This window comes from Pseudoxanthomonas sp. z9 (genome assembly GCF_006542425.1).
Lineage (GTDB): Bacteria > Pseudomonadota > Gammaproteobacteria > Xanthomonadales > Xanthomonadaceae > Pseudoxanthomonas_A.
The window spans coordinates 45,983-72,198 of sequence record NZ_VFID01000009.1 but is presented as its reverse complement, the minus strand read 5'-3'; the positions used below and the strand labels follow the sequence as shown (position 1 = coordinate 72,198).

The window sequence follows — 26,216 nt, the reverse complement described above, 5'->3', positions numbered from 1 at the left end:
GAAAATTCTCGAAGAATTGGCTCGACGGCTAATCGATCAGAAACGAGACGTGTGGTTACCCGCCCTAAGCACTTTGTCACCACTACTGGGATTTGAAGGCCTGTACGCGAGAAACCGCGAGCTTACGCTTAGGTACAACAAGGCGCGTGCGCAACAAGTGCGAGGGGCAATCGCCCTGGAGTGTGATAGGCGGTTCGTGCTCCTGGCGTTGGAGGGGCTTTCGATCAAGAAAGTCAAGCACTACGCCCTTGAGAGGATACTTTCAAGAAAGCAGAGGGAACTGCCTGCAGTTCATCAGGTGATGGTGGCAAGGGCAGCAGAGATAACCCGCGCTGGGATCGGTATGTTGGTGGTAATTCCTTCCCAGCAACTGCAAGTGTGTCGGTCCAGCGCTTGGAGAGCGTCCCGCCGATGATGGCACGTACCACTCCATTTCGATCCAATGTGCATGGCACCGACTCCTTTGATTGATGCAAGCGAGAGTAGAATAATCGCCGCGCTGATCAAGAGAGTGGAAAACGTTGAGCGCAGCAAGCGCTGCTTCGGGATAGGCATGGTCATTTCTCCTCGCCGGGCCAATTCTCTGCTGACAACCCGCATCTACTGCTCTGAAAAAACTACTCGAACATCATGACGGCCCAATACTCGACTGAGGTCATCCGGCTCCTCCACCCACCCTAGGCGCGTGTAGGCGTAAGAGGAACGAAAGGTCTCGTAGAAGATGACCACTGTACTCGATCCGTAAATCATCAGATCACCGTTGCGGATGGTTCCAGGCCGACTCGGATGGGTGGGCAGCGGCTCTGACAGGTCGGCATGCTTTTCGTTGCCGTTGAGTTCGGCCATTTCCAGCGTCAACGGCGAGTGAGCCGCGAACGCGCGGGCGGTTTCATTGTCGGCCAAATTAATGGCGAAGCGACGTTCGCCGACAGTCATCCACATCCGGGTTTCCTCCGTATTGGTGGATGCTCTGCCAGCATCCTGAGCCGCAATTGCGGACGCCGCCGGCTGACTGGCCTTACACCCGGTCAACGCCAACAGCCCGAGCGCCAAGCCTGGCCCACGCATGAGTCGGTGTCTGGATGGCAGGCCGAAGCGTGAACAAAGGTGGTTATGAGTCATGACGCTCCTCGAAGATCGGCATCGCGCTCAGACTGCGCACGGCGTTTGCGCGCGCGAGGTCAGCAAGGTCACAAAGGCGCCGAGCAACAGCACCATCGCGCTTGCCACGAAGGTGCTTCGGTAGCCGCTGTGGTCGAACAGCACCCCGCCCACGGTGGAGCCCAGGGCAATGGCCAACTGGATCACTGCCACCATCAACCCACCGCCAGCTTCGGCATCGGCCGGCAGCGCTTGGGCGATCCAGCTCCACCAGCCCACGGGCGCCGCGGTGGCCAAAAGTCCCCACAACGCGAAAAGGATTGCAGCAGACCACGCCCACGGGCCCAAGGGGATCAACGCCAGCGCGATCATTGCCATCAGGACGGGAATAACGATCAGGGTGCGATACAGGCCCCTTCCAAGGAAACTGCCGATGACCAAGGTGCCGACGAAGCCTGTCACGCCAATGCCCAGTAGGATGAGCGAGAGCGTGGACACGTCTACCCGCGTCACCGTTTCCAGGAAAGGCCGCACATAGGTGAACAGCGCGAATTGCCCCATGAAGAACGCACCACAGGCGGCCATACCCAGCGCGACGGATCGGCGCTTGAACAGGCGGAACACGTTGCCGGAATTACCGGTGCGGTCGACGGTCATGCTCGGCAGGCTGACCCACTGCCAGATCAGGGCGATGGCCGCCACCGGGATCAGGCAGAAGAAGGCACCGCGCCAGCCGATCACCGATCCGAGATAACTCCCCAATGGCGCAGCGATCACCGTCGCCAGCGCGTTGCCGCCGTTGAAGATCGCCAAGGCGCGCGGCACATGCGCTGCCGGCACCAGTCGCATCGCAGTCGCGGCCGACATGGACCAGAAACCGCCGATGACCACGCCGATCAGGGCGCGCCCGACCATGTACACGAAGTAGTTCGGCGCCAGCGCGACCACGGCGCCGGACAGCGCCATCAAGCCCGTCAGCACCAGCAGCAATGTCTTGCGGTTCGTGCTGCCGGCTAGCGTGGAGATGGACAGGCTGGTGAGCACCGCGAACGCACCGGAAATGGCGATGCCATACCCTGCCAAGCCTTCGCTGACGCGCAGGTCGGTGGCCATCGGCGTCAGCAGACTGACCGGCATGAACTCCGACGCGATCAGCGCGAAGACGCACAACGACATCGCGAAAACGCCGCCCCACCGGGCGGGCGTCGTCGCAGCCTCGTATTGGCCTGCGCCTGCAGGGATCTCCGCCGGCGCAGTCATTTCGCGGCCAGGTTTTGCTCGAAGAAGGCCGTCATCCTTTCGAACGGAATCACGTCTACCCGGTCATACAGGTCTGTGTGGTTGGCGCCGGGGATGATCATCAGTTCCTTCGGTTGTGCTGCGGCCGCGTAGGCGGTTTCGCTGAAGTAGCGCGAGTGGGCCTTCTCGCCATGGATGAACAGGATAGGGCGCGGCGAAATTTCCTTGATGTAGGTCAGCAGCGGCATGTTCATGAACGACAGCGGGTTTGTAACCGTCCACGAGCCGTTCGAGTTGACCGAGCGCGGATGGAATCCGCGCGGCGTCTTGTAGTAGTCGTGGTAATCCACCAGGAACTGCGCTTCGCCGCCCTTCAGTTCATTCATGGGCGGGCCGTACGCTGGCGTTCCGCTCGCCGCGTCCTGCCAACGCTGCCGGCTCAGTTGCTCCAGGCTCTGCGTGCGCTGTTCGAGGGTCACGCTGTCGTTGTAGCCCCTGGACATGACGCGGGTCATGTCGTACATGGTGCTGGTCACGACGGCCTTGATGCGCTTGTCCACGGCGGCGGCGTTCAACGCCATGCCGCCCCAGCCGCAAATGCCGATGATGCCGATGCGCTCACGATCGACATTGGGCTGCAGGCCCAGGAAATCGACGGCAGCGCTGAAATCCTCGGTGTTGATGTCCGGCGAGGCGACGTTGCGCGGTTCGCCGCCGCTTTCGCCGGTATACGACGGATCGAACGCCAGGGTGACGAAGCCGCGTTCGGCCATCGTTTGCGCATACAGGCCGGATGATTGCTCCTTCACCGCGCCGAAGGGGCCACCCACGGCGATCGCGGGCAGCTTTCCGCTGGCATTCTTTGGCGCGTACAAGTCGGCCGCCAAGGTGATGCCATAGCGGTTCTTGAACGTCACCTTCCGGTGGTCGACCTTGTTGCTCCTGGGGAAGACCTTGTCCCACTCCTGAGTCAACTGCATGGTGCTTGCTCCGGTTACGGACGGATTGGATTGGGCGAAGGCCGGCGACGCGCCGACCAAGACAGCCAGGCTGGCCAGTTTGATCAGGCCGCGGCGTCCGACTTTGTACTTGTTCATGGCGGTTCCTTCGAGTTGTGCCGCAATCAAGCGGCAAGCGTGGCGTTGTCGATCACGAAGCGATACTTGACGTCGCTCTTGAGCATTCGCTCGTAGGCGGTATTGATTTCGTCGGCCCGGACCAGTTCGATGTCGGCCACGATCCCGTGCTCGGCGCAAAAATCGAGCATTTCTTGGGTTTCCGGGATGCCGCCGATCATCGAGCCGGCCAGCGTGCGGCGCTTGGTGATGAGGTTGAACACGCCCGGTGACGGATGCGGCGTGGCGGGCGCGCCGACCAGCACCATTGCGCCGTCGCGCTTGAGCAGAATGAGGAAGGCATCAAGGTCGTGCGATGCAGCCACCGTGTTGACGATCAGGTCGAAGCTCTTCGCGTGTGCGGCCATCTCGTCCGTGTTGCGGGAGACCACGACCTCGTCGGCACCCAGCGCCAAGGCGGCATCGCGCTTGGACTCGGAGGTCGTGAAGGCAACGACATGCGCACCCATCGCATGAGCGAGCTTGATGCCCATGTGCCCGAGGCCGCCGATGCCGACCACACCGACCTTCTTGCCGGGACCGGCATTCCAGTGCCGCAGCGGCGAATACGTGGTAATACCGGCACACAGCAGCGGCGCGACCGCCGCCAGTTGTTCTTCTGCATGGCGCACGCGCAGCACGTAGCGCTCATGGACGACGATCTGCTGGGAGTAGCCGCCCAGCGTCCAGCCGGGGGCGTCCGGCGTCGGGAAGTTGTAGGTGCCGACCATGCCATCGCAATAGTTCTCCAACCCGCTGGCGCAGTCTTCGCAGTGCTTGCAGCTGTCGACCATGCAGCCGACACCGACTAGATCACCGGGCTGGAAGCCGTTGACATGCGCACCCACGGCCGCGACCCGCCCGACGATCTCGTGGCCCGGCACGCAAGGGAACTGGGTGCCTGCCCATTCGGCGCGGACCTGGTGCAGGTCGGAGTGGCAGATGCCGCAGAAAGCGATTTCGATCTGCACGTCGTGGGGGCCGGATGCCCGACGGGTGATCTCCATCGGCTCCAAGGGTTTGTCGCCGGCATAGGCGCCGTACGCTATTGACAGACATGGGGTTTCTCTGGGCCAGGAAGCAGGGTGCGGAAATTCTCCCCTCGCGCGATTCACTTGATTAGTGGATTAATGCTTTTAGACCATATTAGCTTTACTAATTAATTGATCGTGCCAGACTAGGCCCATGGCGCGACGCAACCTTAATGACCTGCTGGCCTTCGTCACCGTTGCCCGGGAAGGGAGCTTCACCCGCGCCGGTGCGGTGCTGGGGGTCTCCCAGTCGGCCCTCAGCCAGGCCATCAAGGCTCTGGAGGAGCGGCTGGAAATCCGGCTGCTGACCCGCACCACGCGCAGCGTGTCGCCGACGCCGGCAGGCGAGCGGCTACTCCAGGCCATCGGCAACCGCTTCGACGAAATCGAATCCGAGCTGGATGCACTGACCGAACTGCGGGACAAACCCGCAGGATCGGTACGCATCACCTGCGGTGACTGGGTCCTGCGCACAATCCTGTTGCCCAAGCTCATGCCGGTGATGCATCACTATCCGGACATCCGCATCGAGTTCGACGTCAGCTATGGGCTCCGCGATATCGTCGCTGACCGTTTCGATGCCGGTGTGCGTCTGGGCGAGAGCATCGACAAGGACATGATCGCGATACCGATAAGTTCCAAGCTGCGTATGGCGGCCGTGGCATCGCCTGCCTACTTCGCCAAGAATCCCGCGCCAAAGGTTCCCGAGGACCTGACGCGACACAATTGCATCAACATCCGTTTCCCCTCCGGCGGCGTGTACGTTTGGGAATTCGAGCGCCGTGGGCGACAAGTGAACGTGCGTGTCGAGGGCCAGGCGATCTTCAATACCTCGCCCCATATCGTGCTGGCAGCCCTCGACGGCGCAGGCATCGCGTTCCTACCGGAGGAAGAATTTGCGCCTCACATCGAAGAAGGTCGCTTGGTGCGCGTACTTCAGGACTGGTGTCCGCCGTTTTCGGGATACCATCTTTACTACCCGAGCCGGCGCCAGCACTCGCCGGCGTTTTCGCTGGTGGTGGATGCGCTGCGGATGTAATAGCGGGAATGTCGCTTAGGGTGGCGGATTCAGCCGGTCGATAGCGGACATCGAAACCGGGTGGCCAGCATCAGCGCTGTGCTCAGCCCGGCACGGTGTCCTGTCAATATCAGCATTCGCAGCTTCGGGGGAGATCGAAGTTGAGCCAGTGGCGAGATTTCTCGGAAAGCGATGCCCAGAAGGCGATATTTCCCAGAATGCTCTTTGTGCCGCCAGCTATTCGGCTCGCTTGGCTCGCCTTCCAGGTTTGAATCGGGGCATTCCTGAGATTGCGAGGAGCAAGTCTGCGTCACCCTGCCCAGCTAGGTGATGGAGGGCTGCACGGATAACTTCGCTTCGGTTGAAAAGCACGCCCTGTAGACCCAGCCGGTGACGCAGGGCTTCCAAGGCCTCGATTTCATCCTCTGCTAGGCAAAAGCTGAGTCTTTCCAAGCTCGACATGAATAAAACATATCATATTTATGATAATATAAATATCGTCACAACCCCCGAGACGGGGGCAGAGTTCAATGGCCGTGCGTGGACAGCGGCACGCGGCATAGACGAACATGAGCAATGTCAGGTGGGTATATGTCCCGAGCAGACCTAATCGTTAACTTGGTGAAGGCTGGTAGTGAGGGCGACCAGCAGCTCTTCCGCACCACCGTCGAAGCGATGGCGGCTGAGGAACGCGCCAAGCAACACCACCAACTGGCGGACCGACTGGTTCAGAACCTGAAGTCGGCGACACCGCGCGGACGGACCGCAGATGTGATCCGGGCGCACGATGGCGGCCATGGGGGATTACTGTATGAGATCGAGCCGGCGCGCCCCTTGGACTCCATGCTGCTTAATGACGGAGTCCGGGCAGCCTGCCGTGAACTAGTTGAAGAGCAGCAAAGGCGCGACCTTCTGCGCTCCTATGGATTAGAGCCGCGCCATCGCATGTTGCTGTCGGGCGCACCAGGGAATGGAAAAACTTCCTTGGCAGAAGCGGTCGCGCATGAACTAATGGCGCCTCTCTTCGTAGTGCGCTATGAGGCGGTAATAGGTAGCTTTCTTGGTGAGACGAGCAGTCGCCTTAAGCGGCTTTTCGATTTCGTGCGCACTCATCAATGCGTTCTTTTCTTCGATGAGTTCGACACGTTAGGTAAAGAGCGTGGTGATACGCACGAAACAGGCGAGATTAAGCGCGTTGTCAGTTCACTACTCCTGCAGATTGACGCTCTTCCAAGCCATGTCGTGGTCATTACTGCTACCAATCACGCCGAACTCCTTGATCGTGCGGTCTGGCGTAGATTCCAGTTGCGCTTGGAAATGCCTGCGCCCACGCTGGAGCAGAAGGAGGATTGGTTCCGTCGGCTGCAAGACAAGTTGGAAGCCCCGCTTGGTATGACGCCAAAGTCTCTGGCAGCAAAGCTCAATGTCGGCAACTTCTCTGATCTAGAGCAGTTCTGCGAAGACGTTCAGCGGCGATACGTGCTCTCACTGCCCAATGCCAACTTGAAGATGATTCTTCAGGATCGTCTAAAGCAATGGCAATCAAGGTTCAGTGTAGCCACTCAAACCTGATCACATGGAGACATGGATGTCGCAAGGTGAGTTTCCATTACTGTTTTTTCCCGAGCGCGCGGCGTTAGCGCGTGACGAGCTGAATGGTCGTCCGCCTCTCATCCAAACCCCTCCGATAGAGCGGCAACGCGAGCGCATCGCGCCACAGTTTTCTGTTCTACAGAGCGCAATGGAGGGTAGACGGTTAAAAGCTAACGGCCATTCACCTGTAGACAATCCCGAGCTGGTTCTCGTGATGGAGGTCATGGGTTCCATCGACAGATTCGCGAAAGCCGTAGGACGCATTCAGGGCCTGGAATGGCTCTTCGAGCTTATGGAAGACCAGGTGGCGCCAGACGAGGACTTCTCTGTCCCCGATGCGCCCATGTCGAATTTGGCGGGGCGCATCTTTCTCGTTGGGTCAAACAAGGAGGCACTGGATCAGCTGATAGCGCTCTGGCAGCGATACGAGCGAGATCCAGAGGCTCCATTCGATGACGGATATGGATCATTCAAGTATGTCTTCAAGCACCTAAAGACGATTCGTTACTGGGACGTGCGAGACCGACTCAATACCGATGTTCTCACATACTGGCAGGACGAGGTGGATAGCGGGAAGGACCTCATTCGCTTTGAGATTGAGACGTGGTACTTCAGGTCCTTCGCCAAGAACGCGGCCACAATAGCGCAGGTACGCGAACTTGTAAGTGCCCTCAATGGCATCGTCATAAGCGAAGCTCACATTAATGAAATAGCCTATCAAGGCATCCTTGTAGAGCTGCCTCGAAACTCTATCGAGGAAATTCTGAGGGGGGATTTGAATGATCTTATCCTCTCGGACCGGATCATGTACTTCCGACCCAGGCCGCAGTGCGTCGAGGGAGGAGAAGTAGAGGAAGGCGAACAAGTTGTCGCGGAAGTTCGAGTGCAGGAGCGCGCGCCCCCGGTCCTTGCACTCCTTGATGGGTTGCCAATGGCAAATCATGCTTTATTGAGAGACGCTATCACGATAGATGACCCCGACGATTGGGCTTCAAACTATGAAGCCAAGGATCGCGTTCACGGGACAGCAATGGCATCGCTCATCTTTCACGGCGAGCTTGATGCCAAGGAAGCGCCCCTGACCCGAAAGATCTACGTCCGCCCAGTTCTAAGGCCTGACCCTGAAGATAATTACCACGATAGGCGTTCCGAAGCGGTGCCGAACGATGTATTACTAATTGATTTGGTACATCGAGCAGTAAAGCGGATATGTCAAGGAGAGGCCGGCAGCGCACCATTGGCACCAAGCGTAAAGATCATCAATCTCTCACTTGGCGACGCAAACAGAATCTTCTCACGAGACATTTCCCCGTGGGCCCGCTTGATCGATTGGCTTTCTCATCGCTACAACGTGCTCTTCATAGTGAGCGCGGGCAACGATGCTAGCAGCTTGGAGCTCCTTGTACCTCGTGGGGAGTTGGTCGCCATGCATGAAGCGCAGAGACGCGGCCTCGCGCTAGGCGCGCTGCTGCAGCAGGCTGACCGACGCAGATTGATATCGCCTGCTGAGGCAATGAACGCGCTGACAGTAGGTGCACTGCATGCCGATGCTTCCCACGCAGTCCCGGTGGCCGACCGCCTCGATCTATTCAACATGCCTGGAGTGAGTCCGCTCTCCAGAATTGGCCATGGTTACAAACGGTCAATAAAGCCGGATCTTTTGGCCCCAGGCGGCCGATGTCTACATACTGAAGCGTTCGGCGGCGAACCACACATTACCAAGGTCGAATCTGTTCTGGCACGTCGGCCACCCGGACAGCGCGTTGCGTTGCCACCGCTAACTGGTGGTTCAGACCCTACGGGGTACTCGCGAGGAACTAGCAATGCTGCGGCACTGACAAGCAGGCTGGCAGCGCAGATTTACGAAGAACTTGAAGAATTGAGAAGGGCAATTCCTTCAGCGCCAGGTCCTCAATACGATGCTGTACTGATCAAAGCTTTGTTGGTGCATGGGGCTTCATGGGGTGATTTACCAGCCATGCTTTTAGCGCTTAGGACAGATATAGCAGAGGTCCAGGACACAGCTGCGAGGCGTAGGAAGGAAAAGGATTTCTTGGCTAGATGGTTGGGATATGGTGCCCTGAATCCAGAACGATCGCTCGCCTCCACAGCCAAGAGAGCAACGATACTCGGCGTGGGAGCTCTCAGTGCAGGCAGCGCATTTGAGTTCTCGGCGCCATTGCCTCCGAGCTTGGCTAGAACGACAGAATGGCGACGGATGACCGCCACCCTGGCTTGGATTTCTCCAACTAACCACGCCCATCAAGGTTACCGACGCGCACGTCTGTGGATGACGGATGTCGGTAACGAACTGGGTGTAGAGCGAGAAAACTCAGCAGAGCACAATGCCGCGCGCCGCGGCACAGTGCAACACCAAATTTTTGAAGGAGAACGAGCTCTTGTTTATGTTGATGGAGCCAAGTTCACATGCAAGGTGAATTGTGAGGAAGACGCCGGAAGTTTCGCGGAGCCAATTCGATTTGGTCTATGCGTCTCACTAGAAGTAGCAATCGACTCGGTGATTCCGCTATACCATGAGATCCGTCAGCGAATCGAACCGCCTGTGCAAGTCGTCGCTGGCTAGTAATTCGAATGATCGTTACCGGATTCCACTACCCCGGGGACTTGGCGACAGCAGCTAACAGCTCCTTCTGTAAGCCTGACGCCCGTTCAAGCGGTAGCGTGATGGCCAGCGTCGTGTCCGGTCTCCGTGTGACATTGATCCTGAAGAGCTCATCCACCGTTTTCTCTGGCCGCCCAAGTCGGGGGGGCTCGATACGTGACTGGATAAACGGCCACTGGACGGGCGGGCGGCCAGCGAGCGGCACTAGAGCGCGAACGTAACCGCCGAAAGGGCGAAGAGATATATCTAGCGCGCAGCCAGAGGGACGCTGGACGCAAGTCTGGCGCCGTCGCGCTTGTTTCTTCTTGTGTACCTGCCCTGAGCCCACCTACGAAAGCGACAATTATCTGGACCTTCAGGCCAGACAGGCCAGTTAGCGCGGCCAAGCCGGCTGGATGCTGTGGTCACAGCACAATTTGGGACTGCCGAAAGCTTGTGAAAGCTTCGCTAGAATTGATCGCCTGGCGGTTGGTGAAGATACTGCGGGTGCGCCCCTACGCCACGATGAGGTTCGCAACTTACAACTCCGGTGGGGACCGTTGGCAGTCGGGTTTCGCAGGAACTGTCGTCGCTACGGGGCTTTTGGGCTTCTCAGCGCCTGACCCGTCTGGTCGGCACGCATCGCTCATTGGTGGCGATCCTCGATGGCAAGCCGTTCACGCCAGTATGGGCACAGACGTGGTGGCGAAAGCGGTCGAACTTGCCGATCACCTGGACAAGCGCCACAAGGCCTCCAACGCAGCCAGCAAGCGCGGTGTACTTCGGTGGTTCGCTGCCGTTGCCGGAGGGCATCAAGCTCGAAGCCAAGGAGTTCCTCGATCGCAATGTGGCCGAGGTTGGCCAGCAACGAATGCTGGCTTACCAGCAGGAAACTACCAGGGCGGGAGAGCTGCCGCTGTACGTCCCCGGTGGCTATGAAGCTGCATTGCAGGTAGGCGTAGTCCCCTAGGCTCAGTCAGTCTGCCCGCCGGGGCCCCCTTACGGTTGACAAGGCCAGTCCTTTGGCTTGCCCGAGTCCGCTATAGGCCAGAGGCGAACGACTAGCCCGTCTACCGGTTTCGCCATTGAACTACGGCCGCCAGGTCGCATGCCTCCAAGCGGGAAAGTTGATAAATGGTCGGATTTGCAATGGCGGCAACACGGACGGCATGGGCTCGGATCATCAGTTCAATCATGTTTCGCGCTTCACGTGCGTTTCCGAAGGTCCTGCTCTTCGCTTCGGCTCGTGCGTTCCGGAAATGTAGCAGCAGATCCGGCTCTGCTGCCGTATCGAGTTCGTACTTCTTGTCCGCCGCAACTGATCTTGAGATGGTCACGAGCTCGTCTTCGCTGTAATCGTCAAACTGAACTGTAGATAGGATGCGTGACTTCAAGCCAGGATTGACATTAAGTAGCTCCCCCATGTCTTCCGTGTAGCCGGCGAGAATGACGACAAGGTCTGAGCGATTGTCTTCCATTGCCTTGATGAGCTCTGCTAGTGCCTCCCTGCCATACCAATCCTCATCATCATTCACGAGCGCATACGCCTCATCGATGAAGAGGCATCCGCCGATGGCGGACTCGATGACTTCCCGCGTCTTCATCGCCGTCTGACCAAGATAACCTCCGACCAGATCTGCACGGGTGACTTCAACGACCTTGTCCTTGCTGGCGACGCCCAGTGCTTTAAGTGCCGCCGCGTAGAGCCGCGCAAACGTTGTCTTTCCGGTACCGGGGTTGCCTGAAAAAACGGCATGGAACGCTCCCATGTCCGACGCCAGTCCGGCGTCGAAGCGTTTCCTGACCACGCGTATCAGAGCGATGGTCTCCAGTAGTTCCTGCTTTGCGCGACTCAGCCCGGTCATCGCCTTGGCACGTTCAATCAGACTCGCCAGTGCTGCCTCGTCGATAGCGGGCAACACGCGAGCGCTCCCGTCCTCGCGCCAGACTTCGTTCTCAATGAGTGCAATGCACTGACCCGGGAGTACCGCCACGCCTTCGTGGAAGCGGATTTCCGCAAGCACACCATCCGACGGCGCAGGAACTTCCAGCACGACTTTTTCGGTTTCGATATCGACGATGCTCTCGCCCTGACGCACCCTGTCACCGACTCGCTTGTGCCAGGTGGCGAGCGCGGCCTCTTCATCGCCATCAGGCAGCTTCGGCACTCTAAGCTCGACGCGCATCCGGACTCCCCATATTCGACCGAGAGAATACGACATAGATATCCCGTTTGGGCGAGGCGCACTTTGGATTGGTTCCTGGTGTCTTGTATGCCCCGGCGGGCCCTTGACATAGTTCGATAATTAGCTAATTATCGCACTATGAGTCAAGTCTTCCGAGCCCTCTCCGACCCTACCCGCCGCCGGGTACTGCAGCTGCTACGCAATGGACCGCTGAGTGCGGGCGAGCTCAGCGACCAGTTCGACGTCTCCAAGCCCACGATGTCGGCGCATTTCGCCGTGTTGAAGGAGGCCGACTTGGTACATGTCGAGAAGGCCGGCAAGTCCGTCATCTATCACCTGAAGCTTTCGGTGCTCGAGGAAGCATTACTCGGCTTCGTCCATTCCTTCGGCGTCGGCACCGATACGCCGAAATCCAAGAAGGGAACTGTGCGATGAATAGAGAACTGATGGCGGACCTCGCCTGGGGTGTCGGCATTCTGGTACTTGCGCTGGGGGCGACGCTTGCACGCAAACTGGGTTACGTCGACGACGAAACGGTCAAGCGATTGGTCATGGGTGCCATTGGGCTGATGGTCGCGTGGTTCGGAAATCGTATGCCCAAGCGGTTCGTGCCGAACGCGTGGGCACGCCGGGCCACACGCGTGGGGGGCTGGTCCTTGGCGCTGAGTGGTCTCGTCTATGCGGGGCTGTGGGCATTCGCACCGACCCAGGTAGCCGTCATCGGTGGGTGCGCCGCTGTTTTGTTGGGCATCGCGGTGACGCTCGCCTATTGTCTGTCGCTCCGGGCAAAGGCGAAAGCATCGGTACCTTAGCGGGGAAACGCGCTTCATGCCTTCCGTCGTTTGACATGCAGGTGTCCCGGCCCTCGCATGAAAGCTCATCCGCCGGCAATTTGCAGCAGGTGCTTCCCGTACTTGCCGGCCGGGGTGGCGGTCACCGCCACGACCGCGTAGGCGAACACGGCGCAGGCCAGGGCGGATGCCGCGATGACGGACCACTTCAATAGGCGTGGCAATGCAATGCGTGTGTGCAGGTTGCGGATGAAGTATTCTGCGACCAGCAGGTTGGGCACGAAGAACAGGTACAGGATCGCGTAGTCGAACGGGCCGCTGCTGCTGCCCGCGCCCATGCCGACGCCGCCGGTAAGGTCCTTCCAGGCGCGGATTTCCAGATCGAATACCCATGAACCCAGCACCATTGCGAACAGGCGGATCGCCCAGGCGCGATGCCGATCGAAACGTTTTGCGCGCGCATGCACGAAGGCCATGGCGGCGCTCAGCATCATCACCGCGCCCCAGATCGTGAAGGCGACCGATGCGGCCGGTGTATAGGCGCCATGGGTGAGGATGAACGACATGCCTCCCGCGCCTGCCAGCACGCCCGCGCTGACATAGACGCGGCCGGTCCAGCGGTGCACCGCGCGGTGCCGACTGCGGATACGGGATGAAAGCAGGATCGGCCATGCCGACACCAGCACCGTGCCCATGGCGAAATGCAGGCCGATGCCGAGATTGGCGATCCAATCCCCGGCCCTCGGGATGGCCAGGCCGGCCACCAGCGCATGCCACTGGTCGAAGTTCCTGGGAGTGGTGCCTGCCGCACGGAGCACGATGTACGCGCCGAAGGTCGGTAGTCCGACCAGCGCGATGAGCCGAAAAGCACCGCCGATCCGGCGCAGCAGACGGTTTTCGATGGTGTCCAGGCGAGCAGATCGCGTGTTCATGATGTCCTCCCGCCGCTCCGTCGATGGAGGGCTCCCGGTCCAGCAGCGTCGCTCCGCAGGCCCTCCACATCCTTAGGGCAGACTCAGGAAATCGTGAGGTGCTGGTGCCGATGGCACGCTGCGTCCCCCCGGACCCGCACCTATACTGGACCGGCGGGCTCCGCCCGCAGGGGAGCGCATGCCACAGCCGAATCCCGACCGCCTGGCCTTCGACGACGTGGTCATCGACTTCGCCGGCCGACGGCTGTTGCGTGCGGGACAGGCGCAGGCGCTTGAACCGAAGGCGTTCGCCGTCCTGGCGCTGCTGGCGGGATCGCCCGGCCGAGTCTTCACCCGCGATGAGATCCTCGATACCGTGTGGGGCCACCGGCACGTCACCCAGAATGTACTCAACCGGATCATGAGCCTGCTGCGACAGGTCCTGGGCGAAGACGCGCAGCGTCCGCGCCTGCTGCATACCGTGTACGGCATCGGCTATCGCTTCGATATGCCGCTCGTTGAGGTTGGCACCACGCACGCCGACCCGGTCGCCGTGCGGCGGTCGCGACAGGCATGGACGTTCGTATGGACCGCGCTGCTGGTGCTGACCGCAGGTGTCCTAATCTGGGTGATGCGCGACCCGCTCCGCGCCAGACCGGACCGCGCCGCGGCGTCGCCGCCGTCATTGGCTGTTTTGCCGTTCGTCGATCTTTCGCAGGCGCGCGACCAGGCCTACCTGGCGGACGGTCTGGCCGAAGAGATCCGCAACCAGCTTGCGCAGTCGCCCGCGCTGCGCGTGGTGGGCCGGACATCGAGCGCAGCCTTCAAGGGCAGGGACGTCGATCTGCGCGCGATCGGCCGTGCGCTGGACGTGGCTTACCTGCTCGAAGGCAGCGTCCGCAGGGAAGGGACGCAGCTGCGCGTCACCGCGCAACTGGTACGGGCCGAGGACGGCTCGCACCTGTGGTCCAAGACCTACGAGCGCGAACTGCGCGACGTGTTCGCGCTGCAGGACGCGCTCTCGCGCGACGTGGCCCTGGCTCTGCGCGTGAAACTGGATGTCGCCCGATTCAACCGCGAGCAGGGCGGCACGACCCAGGTCGATGCTTACGAGCGGTTCCTGCGCTGGCGCAGCATCGTCATGCGCGAACGATTCGATGTCGAGCATGACCGCCAGCGCCTGCAGTTGGCTCGCGAGATGGTGGCGCTGGACCCGCAATGCGTACTGTGCCGGGATGCCCTGGCATCGTCGCTCACGGCGATGGCGCAGGAACTTGATGGCCCGCAGGCGGAGCCGCTGCGCGCCGAGGCCATGCAGGTCCGGCGCGATATTGCCCGCCTCGCACCGCACAGCTGGGTGGCGCGGCGGGACCGCGCGAATGCGTTATGGCGCGAAGGCCGGCGAGTCGAAGCCATCGCCTTGGCAAAGCAGGTCGCCAGCGCCGGACCGCCAACCAAGGAGCGCACCTGGGACTACGCCTACATGCTGTACGCAATGGGCCATCTGGAAGAGACCATCGCCCTGGTCGAGCAGGTGCGGGCAATCGAACCCAGGGCGCTGTTCCTGTCGCGCGACCTGCAATACGACTACACCGCCGCGCGACGCTACCGCGACGCGGACGCCGAGTACCGGCGCGGGCTGCAACTGGAAGGTAGCCAGCGCGAGCCGGACTATGTGGCCTTCATGCGCCAACTCGCAGGCCATGGACAGGGCAGTTCGCGTGAGCTGCACGCGCTGCACCAGCGCCTAATGCGGCATGAAGGACTCGATACGCCATTCCTGCGCGACCTGGGCCAGGTGCTGGATGACCGCCCCGCGATGCTCGGCCTCGTGCGCAGGGCGCTCGCGGACGATGCGTATACCGGAGGCCATCAGTTGGCGTACACGCGGACTAGCGTGGCCGATGCCCTGGGTGATGCGGAACTGGCGGTGGCGGCGCTGCGCCTGGAGCTGAATACCCAGCCCGGATTCCGGGATGGCACGATGACGCAATACCCCTATGTCGCCCTTTGGAATGCACCGTACTCCGGCATGCGCGCGCGTCCGGAGTTCAAAGCGTTGCTCATACAAGCCGGGGTTGCTGATTACTGGCGCAGGACCGGGCGCTGGGGCGACGGATGCGGGCCGGTCGGTGCCAACGATTTCCAATGCCGTTGAGCGAATGCGGACTGCTGCTGGACGCAAAAGGAAAAGTTCGCGATGACGATCTTCGTGCGCCTTCTGCTGGGCGAATGTGACGTGCATTACACTTGCGTTGCAGACGATGCCAGTGCCCGGTTCGAGAGGCATGCCGTCGGCACTAACGCACGATATACGAGAATATGCAGACCGACTGCATTGCTGGATTCCTTGTCCTTTGACCAGCAGGCGTTAGCACTAGCCAACACGCCATAGTCAGCACCTGTGACCGGCATTGGCCAAGAACGGAATATTTGCGAGGCAGGTGCGAAAAATAAGCTGCATGGCATCCGGCTATGTAGCCGTGCTCGTCAATTCCCTGCTGCCCAACTTATTCGAAATGCTCGCGCTCTTCATTGATTTCCTCAAGTTCGATCCCTCGATCCAGTTCCTCAATCTCCTCCTCAATCCATTGGGAGACCACCGGACCTAAGTCTTGCGACAACCAGACTCGGAATTTGTCTCGCTTGCCACGTAAATGAACGCTCCTCAGTCCGGTAAAGCCACCAGAGAAGAAATTAGCGCTTATGCCGTTCCGGACGCTACGTATCGATCCATATCTATTGAGAAGTTCTTTCGTCAGTTGGGCGATGCCTGCTGCACTGACGGCCCTTCTCTTAGTGACCACCGTGTTCACTGTCTTGACTTACCTGCGGTTGGCTTGATCAATCACGAAGCCTTCCAGCCCGCCGGTAGGAGAATTCTCTCCTCAACTCGAATATCCCAACGAATCTGCATCTGACACAACTAGTCAGAATCTCTGGGCGTGAAAGTCGTTCGAATTCCAGAACAAAGGATTTAAGACTTGAAAAAGTTGGCGCCTAGAGGTCTGAAGTTGGTCTAAGAAGTCTTCCCGCGTCATCGCCATCTCGATGTGACTCTCCATTGCCTTGCTAGTCGGGTACCTGAAGTGCAGGTTCAGCTCGCTGAAGAATGTCTTGGCGAACTGGGGCCCGAAAAGGTCATCTTCGAACGTCAGGCCAAATGATAGGAATTCGGGTATCGGAATCGAGACGATCGGGCAGACCGTTGAGCACAACTCCGTCAAGACTTGGAGGCTATGGGTCTTGGGTGGCTCGACGCCCATCGCCAAGATAGCCGCCTTGAACGTGAGTTCAATCGCATGGTGAAAAAGGAACATCGGCACCCTGGATGCGTAATAGTCCTTGATGGGCTCATTCTCCTGGGTCTCCACTAGCCGAACTGCGCCCTCCGCGAACGCGTTTGCTATCCACGCCAATTCCGATGCCGCTTTGATTTTCTCGGGGGCGACTATGGTCATTAGGGGCGCGGTTGTAGCTTGGCGCCCGTATAAGCTGAGGAGACAGCCCTTAGCTGCGCCGCAGGGGCAGGCGGTAACGGGGGCTGTGCGGGCGGCGCAGCTGGAATCGACTCGGGAGTCCTTGTCAGAGCGGTTGTAACGGGCGCTATCATCGGCGGCATCTTCATAAAAGGAGAATCCTCCCGTCGTTCGCCTGTCTGCAGGATAGCATCCGGAACCGGCGGCAAGATGGTCTTGCCGCGCCGACTCGTCGCCCGCGACTCACCTTGGGACCTCAAGGCTTCGCGTGAGGTAGCGACTATGAGTTTGCTGCGACCGGCACTCTTGCCGCTATGTGATCTGTGGCGCACTGCCCCCTCGGGCCTAGCATAGTTGTCCCAGCCCGGCCGTTGGTACTATACGCGGTTGGACAGGGCTGCAGGTGGACCTGAAAGCAAAAGCGCTAGATGCTGAGTTGTTGAGCGGCCGAACATGCCCGTCTTTGGCTGAAGGCGAGCGTACCCAAACCAGCGGAAAATGGTGCGCTAGCTTTGTGCGAGTTCCGGTCTTGCTGAACATCAATTCCTGTATGTGACCACTCTGCTGGTATTAATCAGATATCCCGTGGATATCGCCAGCGCCTGAAGTGATGCGGTCGGGTAGAAGCCTGTTGACTCGCGTTTCAATGTGGGCAAGCTGGACGGTCAATACAAAGCAGGAGAAGTGGCCATGAACCATCTTGAACAACTCGTTGCCGAGTGGTACGAGTTCCGCGGCTATTTCGTGCGCCGAAATGTGGCGGTCGGTAAGCGACTCAATGGTGGCTACGACTGCGAACTGGACGTTGTTGCCTTCTGCCCCACGCGACACCATTTAGTGCACTTGGAGCCCAGCATGGACGCCAACCCCTGGGCGGTCCGAGAGAAACGCTACGCCAAGAAGTTTGAAGCCGGACGTAAACACATCCCAGGACTCTTTGGTAACAACATCGCGCTGCCCGACACCATCGAGCAAATTGCGGTCTTGGGTTTTGCCAGCAATGCCAACGTAAAAACATTGGGGGGTGGGCTCATCAAAACTACAGCAGAACTACTAGCTGAAATCACCACCGAGATTGCGCCTCGGAAAATTGCAACGGCTGCCGTACCCGAGCAGTATCCGCTGCTGAGGACCATCCAGTTCGCGTACCAGCACCGGAAAGCCGCGGGGTGGTGAAATTAGACCTCACCGGAATGCTGTTCAGCAATCACCGGCATCGAAATTTTGCGTTAGCCATGTCGACCTCGGACGCTAAAAAACGGATTTCTCATACGGCACGTTCAGGCACCGTCTCGCGTTGTGATAGGCCAAGTAATGCAAAGGTCAATGCTTCTAGTAACTTTGGCCCGTCACGACCAACGGCGAGGACGCCGGCATCCTTTGATCAAGGTGCCCAAGCGGGTCGTACGGACGAACAACTCGTAGCTGCCCAACAGCAACACCAGTGGGGCTAGCAGGGCGGCGGTGAACTTCAACACAGCCGGACCGGGTATGCGCACGACTAGCACCTGCAAGGCTGTCAGCGACCCCCGAACTGGACGCTGTCCTGGGCTAAGCCTCAAAACATTGGCCAAGAAACGCGAATTGTTAAAATTCCCTTTTTTTACCGAGATTTGCGCCTTGGACATGAACGCGATACAAGATCCGCGCGCCTAGGTGAGTGGCGCCGTTTGCTCTGCTGCTCGGTAAGGATGTCGGTGCAGTCTCAATGGCCGGAATCCTCCCGCGCGATGAGCTTCCTATGGATAGTCGCGCCGGGATGCGTATGTGGGTATGGCGCGTGGAAATGGGGGTTCCACCGTGTCGACCGAAGGTAATGCCGCGCCGTCGCGCCTTGCTGGATTTCTTCTCTCTGTCGTTGCTCTGGTCATCCTGACGCCGATCGGCCTGCATATTGCAGCTGTCGTCGCCCAAGTCACAGGTGGCCCCTTGCCACCTCAGCTGTTAGTAGCAGCTGATCCCATTTCCGACAGCGTGACCGCAACGTCTGCCGAGTTCCGGGTCGATGAATCCGGCTCGGCGACCTATCAGATTCCTGTCTACGTGGTCCCAGGCACGGCGGGCGTTGAACCAGACGTGGCGCTGAGCTATTCCAGCCAGGCTGGGTATGGACCATTAGGCGAAGGGTGGTCGATCACCGGGCTATCCTCAATTACCCGCTGTCGTGCCACGCGCGAGGCTGGGGACTTCATCGGTGCGGCGACACCGGATGGCACGCCTCGGCCCGTGAATTTCACCGCGACTGACCGCTTTTGCCTGGATGGCATGCGGTTGCTCCCGAGCAGTGAGTCTTGTCCCTCTGCAGGCGGCATGGCCGGCGTGGCCTTGGCCACGGAAATTGAGTCATTCCGCCGCGTCTGTGCTTACTCTGCTGCAGGCGGGAAAGGGCCATCGTTCTTCACGGTTGAAGGAAAGGACGGCTCGACCAGCTGGTACGGCGACCGTGATGCCAGCGCAAGCGCAAATCGCCCCGATGGCATCATGGAATCCAATGCCATTGGTGTCTCGGGTGCGGCCCTGTTCTGGGCGCAAACGCGGCTCATGGACTCCACGGGCAACACGATTGATTATGTCTACCTCAAGAATCCCACGCAGGCCAACAGCGGCGAGCATCTGATCAAGGAAATCCGCTATACCGGCAAGGTCGCTTTGGCGGGCCAATCCGTCAGCCTGGCGCCCTACGCCAAGATCCAGTTCAACTACTCGGTGCGGCCGGCCGCGAGACAGACCAGCGGTTACGTTGCCGGTGGCAGTGTGCTGGGCTCCATGCGCCTGGACAGCATCACCAACTGCGCCACCGCCGGCGCCAGCTGCCCGACTAGCGACCAGGCCCGGCACATGGTGCTGACCTATGGCACCAGCACGTCCGGGAGCGACCTGGACACGCTGATCGGCGTACAGGAATGCCGGGATGATACCGGCGCCGTGTGTGCAGCCCCCACGTCGTTTGTTTGGGCGGCGGGCCAGAATGCCTTTGCGACGTATGAAAAGCCCGGGAGTCTTCCGGTGGACACGGGCTCCTACCGGAACCATAAGCTGGCCGACGTCAACGGCGACGGTCGCACCGACCTGATTTACCTGCGCAATGGCAATGTCAGCTGCGCCACGAGCTGGTTGACGGTGATGCTGGGAACGCTCAATGCGAGCGACATCCCCACGTTCACCTCCAGCCAATCAATTTGCCTGCCCGCATCCATCAGTGATCGCGGCCGCGGCGCCTGGCATGTGTTCGACTATAACGGCGATGGCCGTGATGACCTGTTTGTAGCCCGTGCAGGCACGGCGGGTTGGGGCCTGTTCCCGTCCACCGGAACAGGCTTTGACATGGCGCAGGACCTGCTCTCCGGCATGTCACCGGTCATCCCCTCGACGTTCACGACCACCACGTCAGACGTCAACGGCGACGGCCTGATTGACATCTACTACAGCTCCAAGATGCGCGTGATGGAGCGCCAGGGCGCCACGTTCAAGTGGGGGGCGGAGCGCTCTTTCCAGGTCAACATGGCGTCGATTCCCCGTCCCATCGACTGTGATGACCCGAACAACACCTGCACGCTCAACAGTGTGCTGCCGAGCAGTTCGGTGGCGGACTACACGCAGCTCATCGACTTCAACGGCGATTCGGCCGCGGACTTGGTGGGGATGCTCAACTGGGAGCTGGAAATCTATACCCCCGAGCACCCGGATTGCCCGGACATGCTGGCCGCGCGGCGAGGCATCCCGGGCGTGCCGACGTCGGGCTACCAGGAACTCCCGTACCGGGAGGTGGATCCGACCGACAACGGCCCGCGAAGCGTGGTGGTGCCGCTGGCCGACCCTTGTTACGAGCGCCGCGTGGAGCGCAGCACGGTCGCCTGGAAGATTGATGCCCTCACACCCACGGCCATTGGTGCCAGCTACTACGCGGACTTGGGCCCGTACAACCCGGTAGGTCTGGAATTTGCGGACGCCAACGGCGACGGCCTGACGGATGTATTCGTTCGCAATTTTTCCACCAGCGATTGGCAGTTGATGCTCAATTCGGGCGATGGCATGCGCTGGTCGCCGTCAGGGGCGTTGACCACCGCGTTCAAGGACGAAGTGCGATTCGCCGACGTCAGCGGCGATGGCCGCGCCGACATGCTGTATTTGGTCGACTATGGAAGCTACAAGGCCTACGCGGTGCGCAAGGCGTTGCCGTCCGGCGGGTTCGCTGCGGGAGCCACCCTCGCGGGCAACAACGCGAGAATCTGCGAGGGTTCCGGATGCGACCAGCGACAGCGAATCCCGGTGTTCGCCGACCTCGATGGTGACGGCAATCAGGACTTCCTCTCGCTGAGCATGGCCGCCGGGCTGGCGGACGTCTACATTTCGCGCTCCAACCAGCGCTACCAGCCGCGCGATGTCATCACCCGGTTCGTCAACGGGCTGGGTAACGAAACCGACGTCACCTACGCGCCGATGACGCTGCAGGACCTGTATCGGCGGGACACGGGCACGCGCAATGCGGCCAACTGGGGACGCGGCTCCCCCGTCCAGGACGTAATCGCCCCCAGCTACCTGGTGGCGCGGGTGGCGAGCAGCTCGCCGCAAGCGGGCAATCCGGCGGCGAAGGCCAGCCTGCACTACCGGTATGCCGGCGCGAAGATGCAGGCCGGCGGGCGTGGCTATCTGGGTTTCCGCGAAATCGTGGTCTATGACCCGAATGAAGTAGGCGGCTACGTCGCCACGACGACCACCTACGCGCAGAACTTCCCGTTCGTGGCCAGCCCGCTGCAGACGGTCAAGGCCGCGCTGCTCAATCAGACCTACAGCGTCCCGGCGTGCCTGGCGGGAACGATTACCAATAGCTGCTTCAGTGGGCCGGGTCCGGCGTTTCCGGCGGTCGGTGGCAGCTGGTTCGCCAACAATGTGCACTCCTGGGAAGTCGCGCCGGCGAGCTTGGCCACGCAGGCGCCGCTCCACGTGCGTACGCAGGGCACCGAAGAGTCCGTGCGCGACCCGTACACCGGCGCGCAGACGGCGCGCGTGGCCACCGCCTACAGCTATGGCGCTCGCGGCAATGCGAGCCAGACGGTGGTGGACACGTACACCGGCGCCAGCACGCTGACTTCGACCCTCATCACCACCAACACGTATACCGACGACGTGGCCCGCTGGCGTCTGGGCCGACTGACCAGCAGCACCATCACCCACCGCCGGCCGGGCCAGCCGGATGTCGTTCGGACCACCGGGTTTGGCTATGACATGGCCGGCGCGGTCACGGGCCTGATGACGGCCGAGCACATCCAGCCAGGCGGAGCGGCGGCCCTCGCCCTGAGCAAGGCGTATACGCTGGACAGCTTTGGAAATCGCATCCAGGAGACCGCGTGCGCGGCCCCGACCACCAGTTGCTCCACGGCGGGGTTCAGCTTCCAGCCTTCCAGCGTTGATCCGCTTCGTCGGTACTCGCGCGTCGAGTTTGATGCCCGCGGACGCTACCCGGTGGCCAACTATGAACCGTTCTGGTCGATGGGCGGCGGGGAAGAGTTGGCCACGTTGCGGGTGGTGGAGCGCAACATCTTCGGTGACCCCACCGTCACCTATGACGCCACCAACACCCGCACCGTGGCGGTCAAGGGGCTGCTGGGCAGAGATTTCTTTGTCTGGACACAGTCCGACCCCATGTCGCCATCCGGGCTGGGGTTGTCGTCCAAGACGAATTACCGCTGGTGTGCAGGCGCCAATAGCGTGAACTGCCCGGTCGGCGCGACCTACCGAAAACACACGGTCTCGACCGGCAAACCGCGTACCTGGTCCTATCACGATGCGCTGGGCCGCCCGGTCCTGGAAGCGTCGGAGACGATGAATGTCGGCGTCAACGGGCAGGATCTTGCGGGTGTCTGCAAGACCTATGACGCTGCCGGGCGTGCGAATCGGACCTCCAATCCCTTCTTCCTTCCGGGTACTGGCGGGACAGATGGACCGACGGGTATCGGGACCGTCTGCACCGCGCCGGAAAGACTCTGGGCCACGACCACCTTCGACGTGCTGGGGCGACCTACGTTGGTGCAAATGCCCGACGGCAGCCAGATCGCCACGACCTATGCGGGCGCGACAACAACCGTTCGCGACCAGCGTGACAATGCCACCAGCCAGACGCTCAATGGCAAGGGCGAGGTGGTCAGCGTGGTCGATGCGGCCGGTTTGCAGACGGCCTTTGCCTACACGTCCGACGGCAACCTCCGCACCGTGACCCGCAACGCTGGCGCCGGCGTCATCACCAACACGTTCACCTACGACGTGCTTGGGCGGAAGATTCAGCAGGTTGACCCGGATGCGGGCACGACCACGCTGACCTACAACGCTTTCGGCGAACTGACCTCCGAGACGGACAACGGCGGTTTCCGAACCGAGCACGAGTACGATGCGCGCGGTCGCGTATGGCGTAAGACCGCCAAGCTGGCCAACGGGACCATCGAAACGCAGTCCACATTTGAGTACGACCTGGGGGCGCCGGGCAAAGTAACCCGTGAGGAAATCGCCGGCGCCTACAGCGCGTGGACGGGCGAAGCCGGCACGGAGGTCGCTTATGCCAAGCACTACAACTACGACAGCATGGGCAGGCTGTCATCCGCGTTGACGGACGTGGATGGCCAGCTGTTCACCACCGCGACCGAGTACGACACCCTGGGCCGCCCCTGGCGCGTGCAGGATGCCTCAGGCCTGTGGCTGAAGACCCAGTACGGGCCACGGGGTCCTGTGGCGATTTGCGCAAGCGAGGCGGGGGATACGAACCCGACGTGTCCGGCAGGTACCGACACCTTCCAAAGAACCTTGGCCACGGATCAGTGGGGGAATGTGGTTCGCGAGGGACGGGCCGACAACGCGGCGATGGAGGTCCGTCGGCAGTACCACGCGCAGACAGGCCGCATCTCGGAAATCTGCGCCGGCAACGCCGCGTGCAATGTGGTCAAGGAAGCTTACGCCTGGGACGCTGCTGGCAATCTCAGCACGCGGCAGAAAGAAGGGCGTTACCTGGAAACCTTCACCTACGACAACCTCAACCGGCTCTCCGAAGGCCGGCTGGCGTGGGTCAACGGCGTTCCTGTCAACCAGGCGACGTTGGCCAGCGTCTACGACGGCTTGGGGAATATCTGCAGCAAAGACGGCGTGGGCTATGGCTACCCGGGCGCGGATGGGTGTATCGGGGCGTCGGCGCTGGTGGCCGAGTCTGCGGCAGCTCGCCCCCTGGCGGATTACCTGCAGCCCACGCACCGCCCGTCGGCGCTCCAGCGCGGCGTCCTGCAGGCGCCCGATTACGCGCCCCGTCGATACTCCGAGGCCGACAGCCGTCGCGCGGACTCGCGCTGGGAAGGCAAGCCCAGGTTCCAACAGAGCCGCTGGCAATTCGCGGGCCGAGGCGTTGCGTCAGCGAGCCAAGCGCCGGTAACAGGCGTGGTGCAGATGTTGGGCGCCATTACCGGCAGTCCTCATGCCGTCAGCCAAACGGGGGAGGGAACAGCCGCCTCGTTCTACTACTACGACGACCGGGGCAACCAGACGCTCAGGGACGCCCCGGGTACGGCTAGTGATCGCACCATTCGCTACACGGCCGACGGCATGGCCCATGAAATTCAGATGGGCAACGGGCAGCGGGTCCGTTTCTGGTACGGCCCGGATGGCCAGCGCTACAAGCGGGAAGAGGCAGGAAAGACCACCCTGTACGTCGGCGGCGTCGAGGTCATCATCCAGGGCGCGTCCGTCACCGCAACGCGGTACGTCGCCGGCGTCGCGCTGCAGACGGTTGTGGATGGCATTGTTCAGACGACGCGATTCCTCTTCCATGACCATCTGGGCAGCCTGGTTCGCATGACCGGTGCTGACGGCGTGGCCACCGACGGCCTGGACTACACCCCGTTCGGCCAGCGGCGCAGCTATGCGGACCCCAATGCGGTCGGAACGGCGCCATCGGCGACGGCCAGGGGGTTCACCGGCCATGAATACGTGGATGGCACGGGCATCATCCACATGAACGGCCGAATCTACGATGCGGAGCTGGGTCGATTCCTGCAGCCCGACCCGCTCGTGCAGGCACCGGGCAATGGGCAGAGCTGGAACGCCTATACCTACGTGTTCAACAACCCGCTGGTGAACACCGATCCGACGGGAAATTTCAGCCTTCGCCAAGCATTGGCGATCGTTATCGCCGTGGTGGCCGCCATCTTCCAGCAGTACTACATCTCGGCCAACATGATGGGCGCGGCATTTGCCGTTACCGTCATCGGTGGATTTGCCGCTGGTTACGTGGCCTCTGGAACCATGAAAGGGGGCGTCTATGGCGCTTTCGGGGCGGCGCTTACCTTCGGAGCCGGTATTGCATCCTCCGATTGGGGGCTTGGCGGTCAGATGGTTGCCCAGGGCGTATCCGGTGGCATTATGGAATCCCTCCAGGGCGGCAGTTTCGGGAACGGGTTCGCATCTGCGGGTCTGACGGCCGGGATCATGCCGCAGCTAAAGGGCATCTCGAACAATGTGGTGCGTACCGCGACCGGCGCCATGATTGGGGGCACCATCTCCGAGGCAACCGGTGGAAAGTTCGCGAACGGAGCGGTGAGTGGTGCGGTCCAAGCCGCAATGATGCGGCCGGCAGAGGCGAACTCTCGGACCAGAATTGATTACCAGGAAGACAATGCGGTCGGGAACTACGCGGTCACGCCTGAAGAGCGCCAAGCATTCATCGAAGAGATGGTCAAGCGCGGAAAGCTGGGGAGCCCTCAGGGCTACGAATACGTGGATGATCCCACCCGAATTGACCCGGGTTCTTACATGCTTACGAAGTACTCCGGTAGGGTAGAGGTCTATCCGTTGGCCTTTGAAAAGCTCGACTACTACAGTTTTGGAAGTAGCCTGTACCACGAGTACGTGCACGCTCTCAGGTTCTCCGTCTACCGAAAGAAGGGCTTTGTGTACTCAGACAATACGCAGCCCGACTACATGTCTGAAGCAGAGGCGTACACGAAAATGCTGACGAAGGAGAATCCGTTCTACTCAGGGATGAATAAGCGATTCTTCTATCTTATGAGAGAGGGCAATGCTCAGTATGGGCACGGAGCCCTAACGCCTCAGAATCAGCAGCGCGCAGACAAGGGTCTTTGGGATTGCACCATTGGGGGGTGTCCATGAATAGGT

The 26,216-nt window shown here is 60.7% G+C and carries 17 protein-coding genes; 9 read left to right on the top strand and 8 right to left on the bottom strand.

Features of this window, described 5'->3' with window-relative positions; translation table 11 throughout:
* Positions 1–600: 600 nt before the first annotated feature.
* From FG323_RS11300 to FG323_RS11285, 4 genes are all read right to left on the bottom strand, one after another.
* Positions 601–942, bottom strand: a complete 342-nt coding sequence (locus FG323_RS11300; protein WP_141454732.1) for a cyclophilin-like fold protein — start codon at positions 940–942, stop codon at positions 601–603.
* Between the two features lie 207 nt (positions 943–1,149).
* Positions 1,150–2,361, bottom strand: a complete 1,212-nt coding sequence (locus FG323_RS11295; protein WP_141454731.1) for an MFS transporter — start codon at positions 2,359–2,361, stop codon at positions 1,150–1,152.
* On the bottom strand, positions 2,358–3,437 hold the full coding sequence (locus tag FG323_RS11290; RefSeq protein ID WP_141454729.1) for an alpha/beta hydrolase: 1,080 nt from the start codon (positions 3,435–3,437) through the stop codon (positions 2,358–2,360). Before FG323_RS11290 ends, FG323_RS11295 begins: the two co-directional genes overlap by 4 nt.
* Before the next feature lie 26 nt (positions 3,438–3,463).
* Entirely contained in the window at positions 3,464–4,462 is a 999-nt protein-coding gene (locus FG323_RS11285; protein ID WP_343192862.1) for an NAD(P)-dependent alcohol dehydrogenase, read from the bottom strand.
* Positions 4,463–4,640: 178 nt separating this feature from the next.
* On the opposite strand from FG323_RS11285, the gene FG323_RS11280 reads away from it, so the two are divergent.
* From FG323_RS11280 to FG323_RS11265, 4 genes are all read left to right on the top strand, one after another.
* Positions 4,641–5,525, top strand: coding sequence for a LysR family transcriptional regulator (locus tag FG323_RS11280; protein WP_141454727.1), 885 nt, complete (start codon positions 4,641–4,643; stop codon positions 5,523–5,525).
* 570 nt (positions 5,526–6,095) lie between these two features.
* Entirely contained in the window at positions 6,096–7,076 is a 981-nt protein-coding gene (locus tag FG323_RS11275; RefSeq protein ID WP_141454725.1) for an ATP-binding protein, read from the top strand.
* Between the two features lie 244 nt (positions 7,077–7,320).
* Entirely contained in the window at positions 7,321–9,681 is a 2,361-nt protein-coding gene (locus FG323_RS11270; RefSeq protein WP_181444185.1) for a S8 family peptidase, read from the top strand.
* A gap of 670 nt (positions 9,682–10,351) precedes the next feature.
* On the top strand, positions 10,352–10,669 hold the full coding sequence (locus tag FG323_RS11265) for a hypothetical protein (RefSeq protein ID WP_141454722.1): 318 nt from the start codon (positions 10,352–10,354) through the stop codon (positions 10,667–10,669).
* A 100-nt stretch (positions 10,670–10,769) separates the two neighbouring features.
* Here the strand turns inward: FG323_RS11265 and FG323_RS11260 are convergent, their stop codons facing one another.
* Positions 10,770–11,885 (bottom strand): AAA family ATPase, encoded by a 1,116-nt coding sequence (locus tag FG323_RS11260; RefSeq protein WP_181444184.1) that lies wholly within the window; start codon positions 11,883–11,885, stop codon positions 10,770–10,772.
* Positions 11,886–12,023: 138 nt separating this feature from the next.
* Here FG323_RS11260 and FG323_RS11255 point away from each other — a divergent pair, with 138 nt between their 5' ends.
* Positions 12,024–12,320, top strand: a complete 297-nt coding sequence (locus FG323_RS11255) for an autorepressor SdpR family transcription factor (RefSeq protein WP_141454717.1) — start codon at positions 12,024–12,026, stop codon at positions 12,318–12,320.
* Positions 12,317–12,697: an ammonium transporter gene (locus tag FG323_RS11250; RefSeq protein WP_181444183.1), complete on the top strand. Its 381-nt coding sequence runs from the start codon at positions 12,317–12,319 to the stop codon at positions 12,695–12,697. The genes FG323_RS11255 and FG323_RS11250 overlap by 4 nt, the downstream gene beginning before the upstream one ends.
* A 65-nt stretch (positions 12,698–12,762) precedes the next feature.
* Here FG323_RS11250 and FG323_RS11245 read toward each other — a convergent pair whose 3' ends face one another.
* Entirely contained in the window at positions 12,763–13,608 is an 846-nt protein-coding gene (locus FG323_RS11245; RefSeq protein WP_141454716.1) for a DUF2306 domain-containing protein, read from the bottom strand.
* 178 nt (positions 13,609–13,786) lie between these two features.
* On the opposite strand from FG323_RS11245, the gene FG323_RS11240 reads away from it, so the two are divergent.
* Positions 13,787–15,745, top strand: coding sequence for a winged helix-turn-helix domain-containing protein (locus FG323_RS11240; RefSeq protein WP_141454714.1), 1,959 nt, complete (start codon positions 13,787–13,789; stop codon positions 15,743–15,745).
* 352 nt (positions 15,746–16,097) lie between these two features.
* Here the strand turns inward: FG323_RS11240 and FG323_RS11235 are convergent, their stop codons facing one another.
* On the bottom strand, positions 16,098–16,403 hold the full coding sequence (locus FG323_RS11235; protein ID WP_141454712.1) for a hypothetical protein: 306 nt from the start codon (positions 16,401–16,403) through the stop codon (positions 16,098–16,100).
* A gap of 114 nt (positions 16,404–16,517) precedes the next feature.
* Positions 16,518–17,048, bottom strand: a complete 531-nt coding sequence (locus FG323_RS11230; RefSeq protein WP_141454710.1) for a HEPN domain-containing protein — start codon at positions 17,046–17,048, stop codon at positions 16,518–16,520.
* A gap of 708 nt (positions 17,049–17,756) precedes the next feature.
* On the opposite strand from FG323_RS11230, the gene FG323_RS11225 reads away from it, so the two are divergent.
* Together FG323_RS11225 and FG323_RS11220 are read left to right on the top strand one after the other, a co-directional pair.
* Positions 17,757–18,242, top strand: a complete 486-nt coding sequence (locus tag FG323_RS11225; RefSeq protein WP_141454708.1) for a hypothetical protein — start codon at positions 17,757–17,759, stop codon at positions 18,240–18,242.
* 624 nt (positions 18,243–18,866) lie between these two features.
* The gene (locus tag FG323_RS11220; protein WP_181444182.1) at positions 18,867–26,210 is read left to right on the top strand and encodes an FG-GAP-like repeat-containing protein; all 7,344 of its coding nucleotides are present in this window, start codon (positions 18,867–18,869) and stop codon (positions 26,208–26,210) included.
* Positions 26,211–26,216 lie beyond the last annotated feature (6 nt).

Excerpts from the sequence above, each read along its gene's own strand:
- FG323_RS11295 (WP_141454731.1), bottom strand. The coding sequence starts at position 2,361 with ATGACTGCGCCGGCGGAGATCCCTGCAGGCGCAGGCCAATACGAGGCT.
- FG323_RS11285 (WP_343192862.1), bottom strand. The coding sequence starts at position 4,462 with ATGGAGATCACCCGTCGGGCATCCGGCCCCCACGACGTGCAGATCGAA.
- FG323_RS11250 (WP_181444183.1), top strand. The coding sequence starts at position 12,317 with ATGAATAGAGAACTGATGGCGGACCTCGCCTGGGGTGTCGGCATTCTG.
- FG323_RS11290 (WP_141454729.1), bottom strand. The coding sequence starts at position 3,437 with ATGAACAAGTACAAAGTCGGACGCCGCGGCCTGATCAAACTGGCCAGC.
- FG323_RS11260 (WP_181444184.1), bottom strand. The coding sequence starts at position 11,885 with ATGCGCGTCGAGCTTAGAGTGCCGAAGCTGCCTGATGGCGATGAAGAG.
- FG323_RS11240 (WP_141454714.1), top strand. The coding sequence starts at position 13,787 with ATGCCACAGCCGAATCCCGACCGCCTGGCCTTCGACGACGTGGTCATC.
- FG323_RS11225 (WP_141454708.1), top strand. The coding sequence starts at position 17,757 with ATGAACCATCTTGAACAACTCGTTGCCGAGTGGTACGAGTTCCGCGGC.
- FG323_RS11245 (WP_141454716.1), bottom strand. The coding sequence starts at position 13,608 with ATGAACACGCGATCTGCTCGCCTGGACACCATCGAAAACCGTCTGCTG.
- FG323_RS11255 (WP_141454717.1), top strand. The coding sequence starts at position 12,024 with ATGAGTCAAGTCTTCCGAGCCCTCTCCGACCCTACCCGCCGCCGGGTA.
- FG323_RS11230 (WP_141454710.1), bottom strand. The coding sequence starts at position 17,048 with ATGACCATAGTCGCCCCCGAGAAAATCAAAGCGGCATCGGAATTGGCG.
- FG323_RS11270 (WP_181444185.1), top strand. The coding sequence starts at position 7,321 with ATGGGTTCCATCGACAGATTCGCGAAAGCCGTAGGACGCATTCAGGGC.
- FG323_RS11280 (WP_141454727.1), top strand. The coding sequence starts at position 4,641 with ATGGCGCGACGCAACCTTAATGACCTGCTGGCCTTCGTCACCGTTGCC.
- FG323_RS11275 (WP_141454725.1), top strand. The coding sequence starts at position 6,096 with ATGTCCCGAGCAGACCTAATCGTTAACTTGGTGAAGGCTGGTAGTGAG.
- FG323_RS11300 (WP_141454732.1), bottom strand. The coding sequence starts at position 942 with ATGTGGATGACTGTCGGCGAACGTCGCTTCGCCATTAATTTGGCCGAC.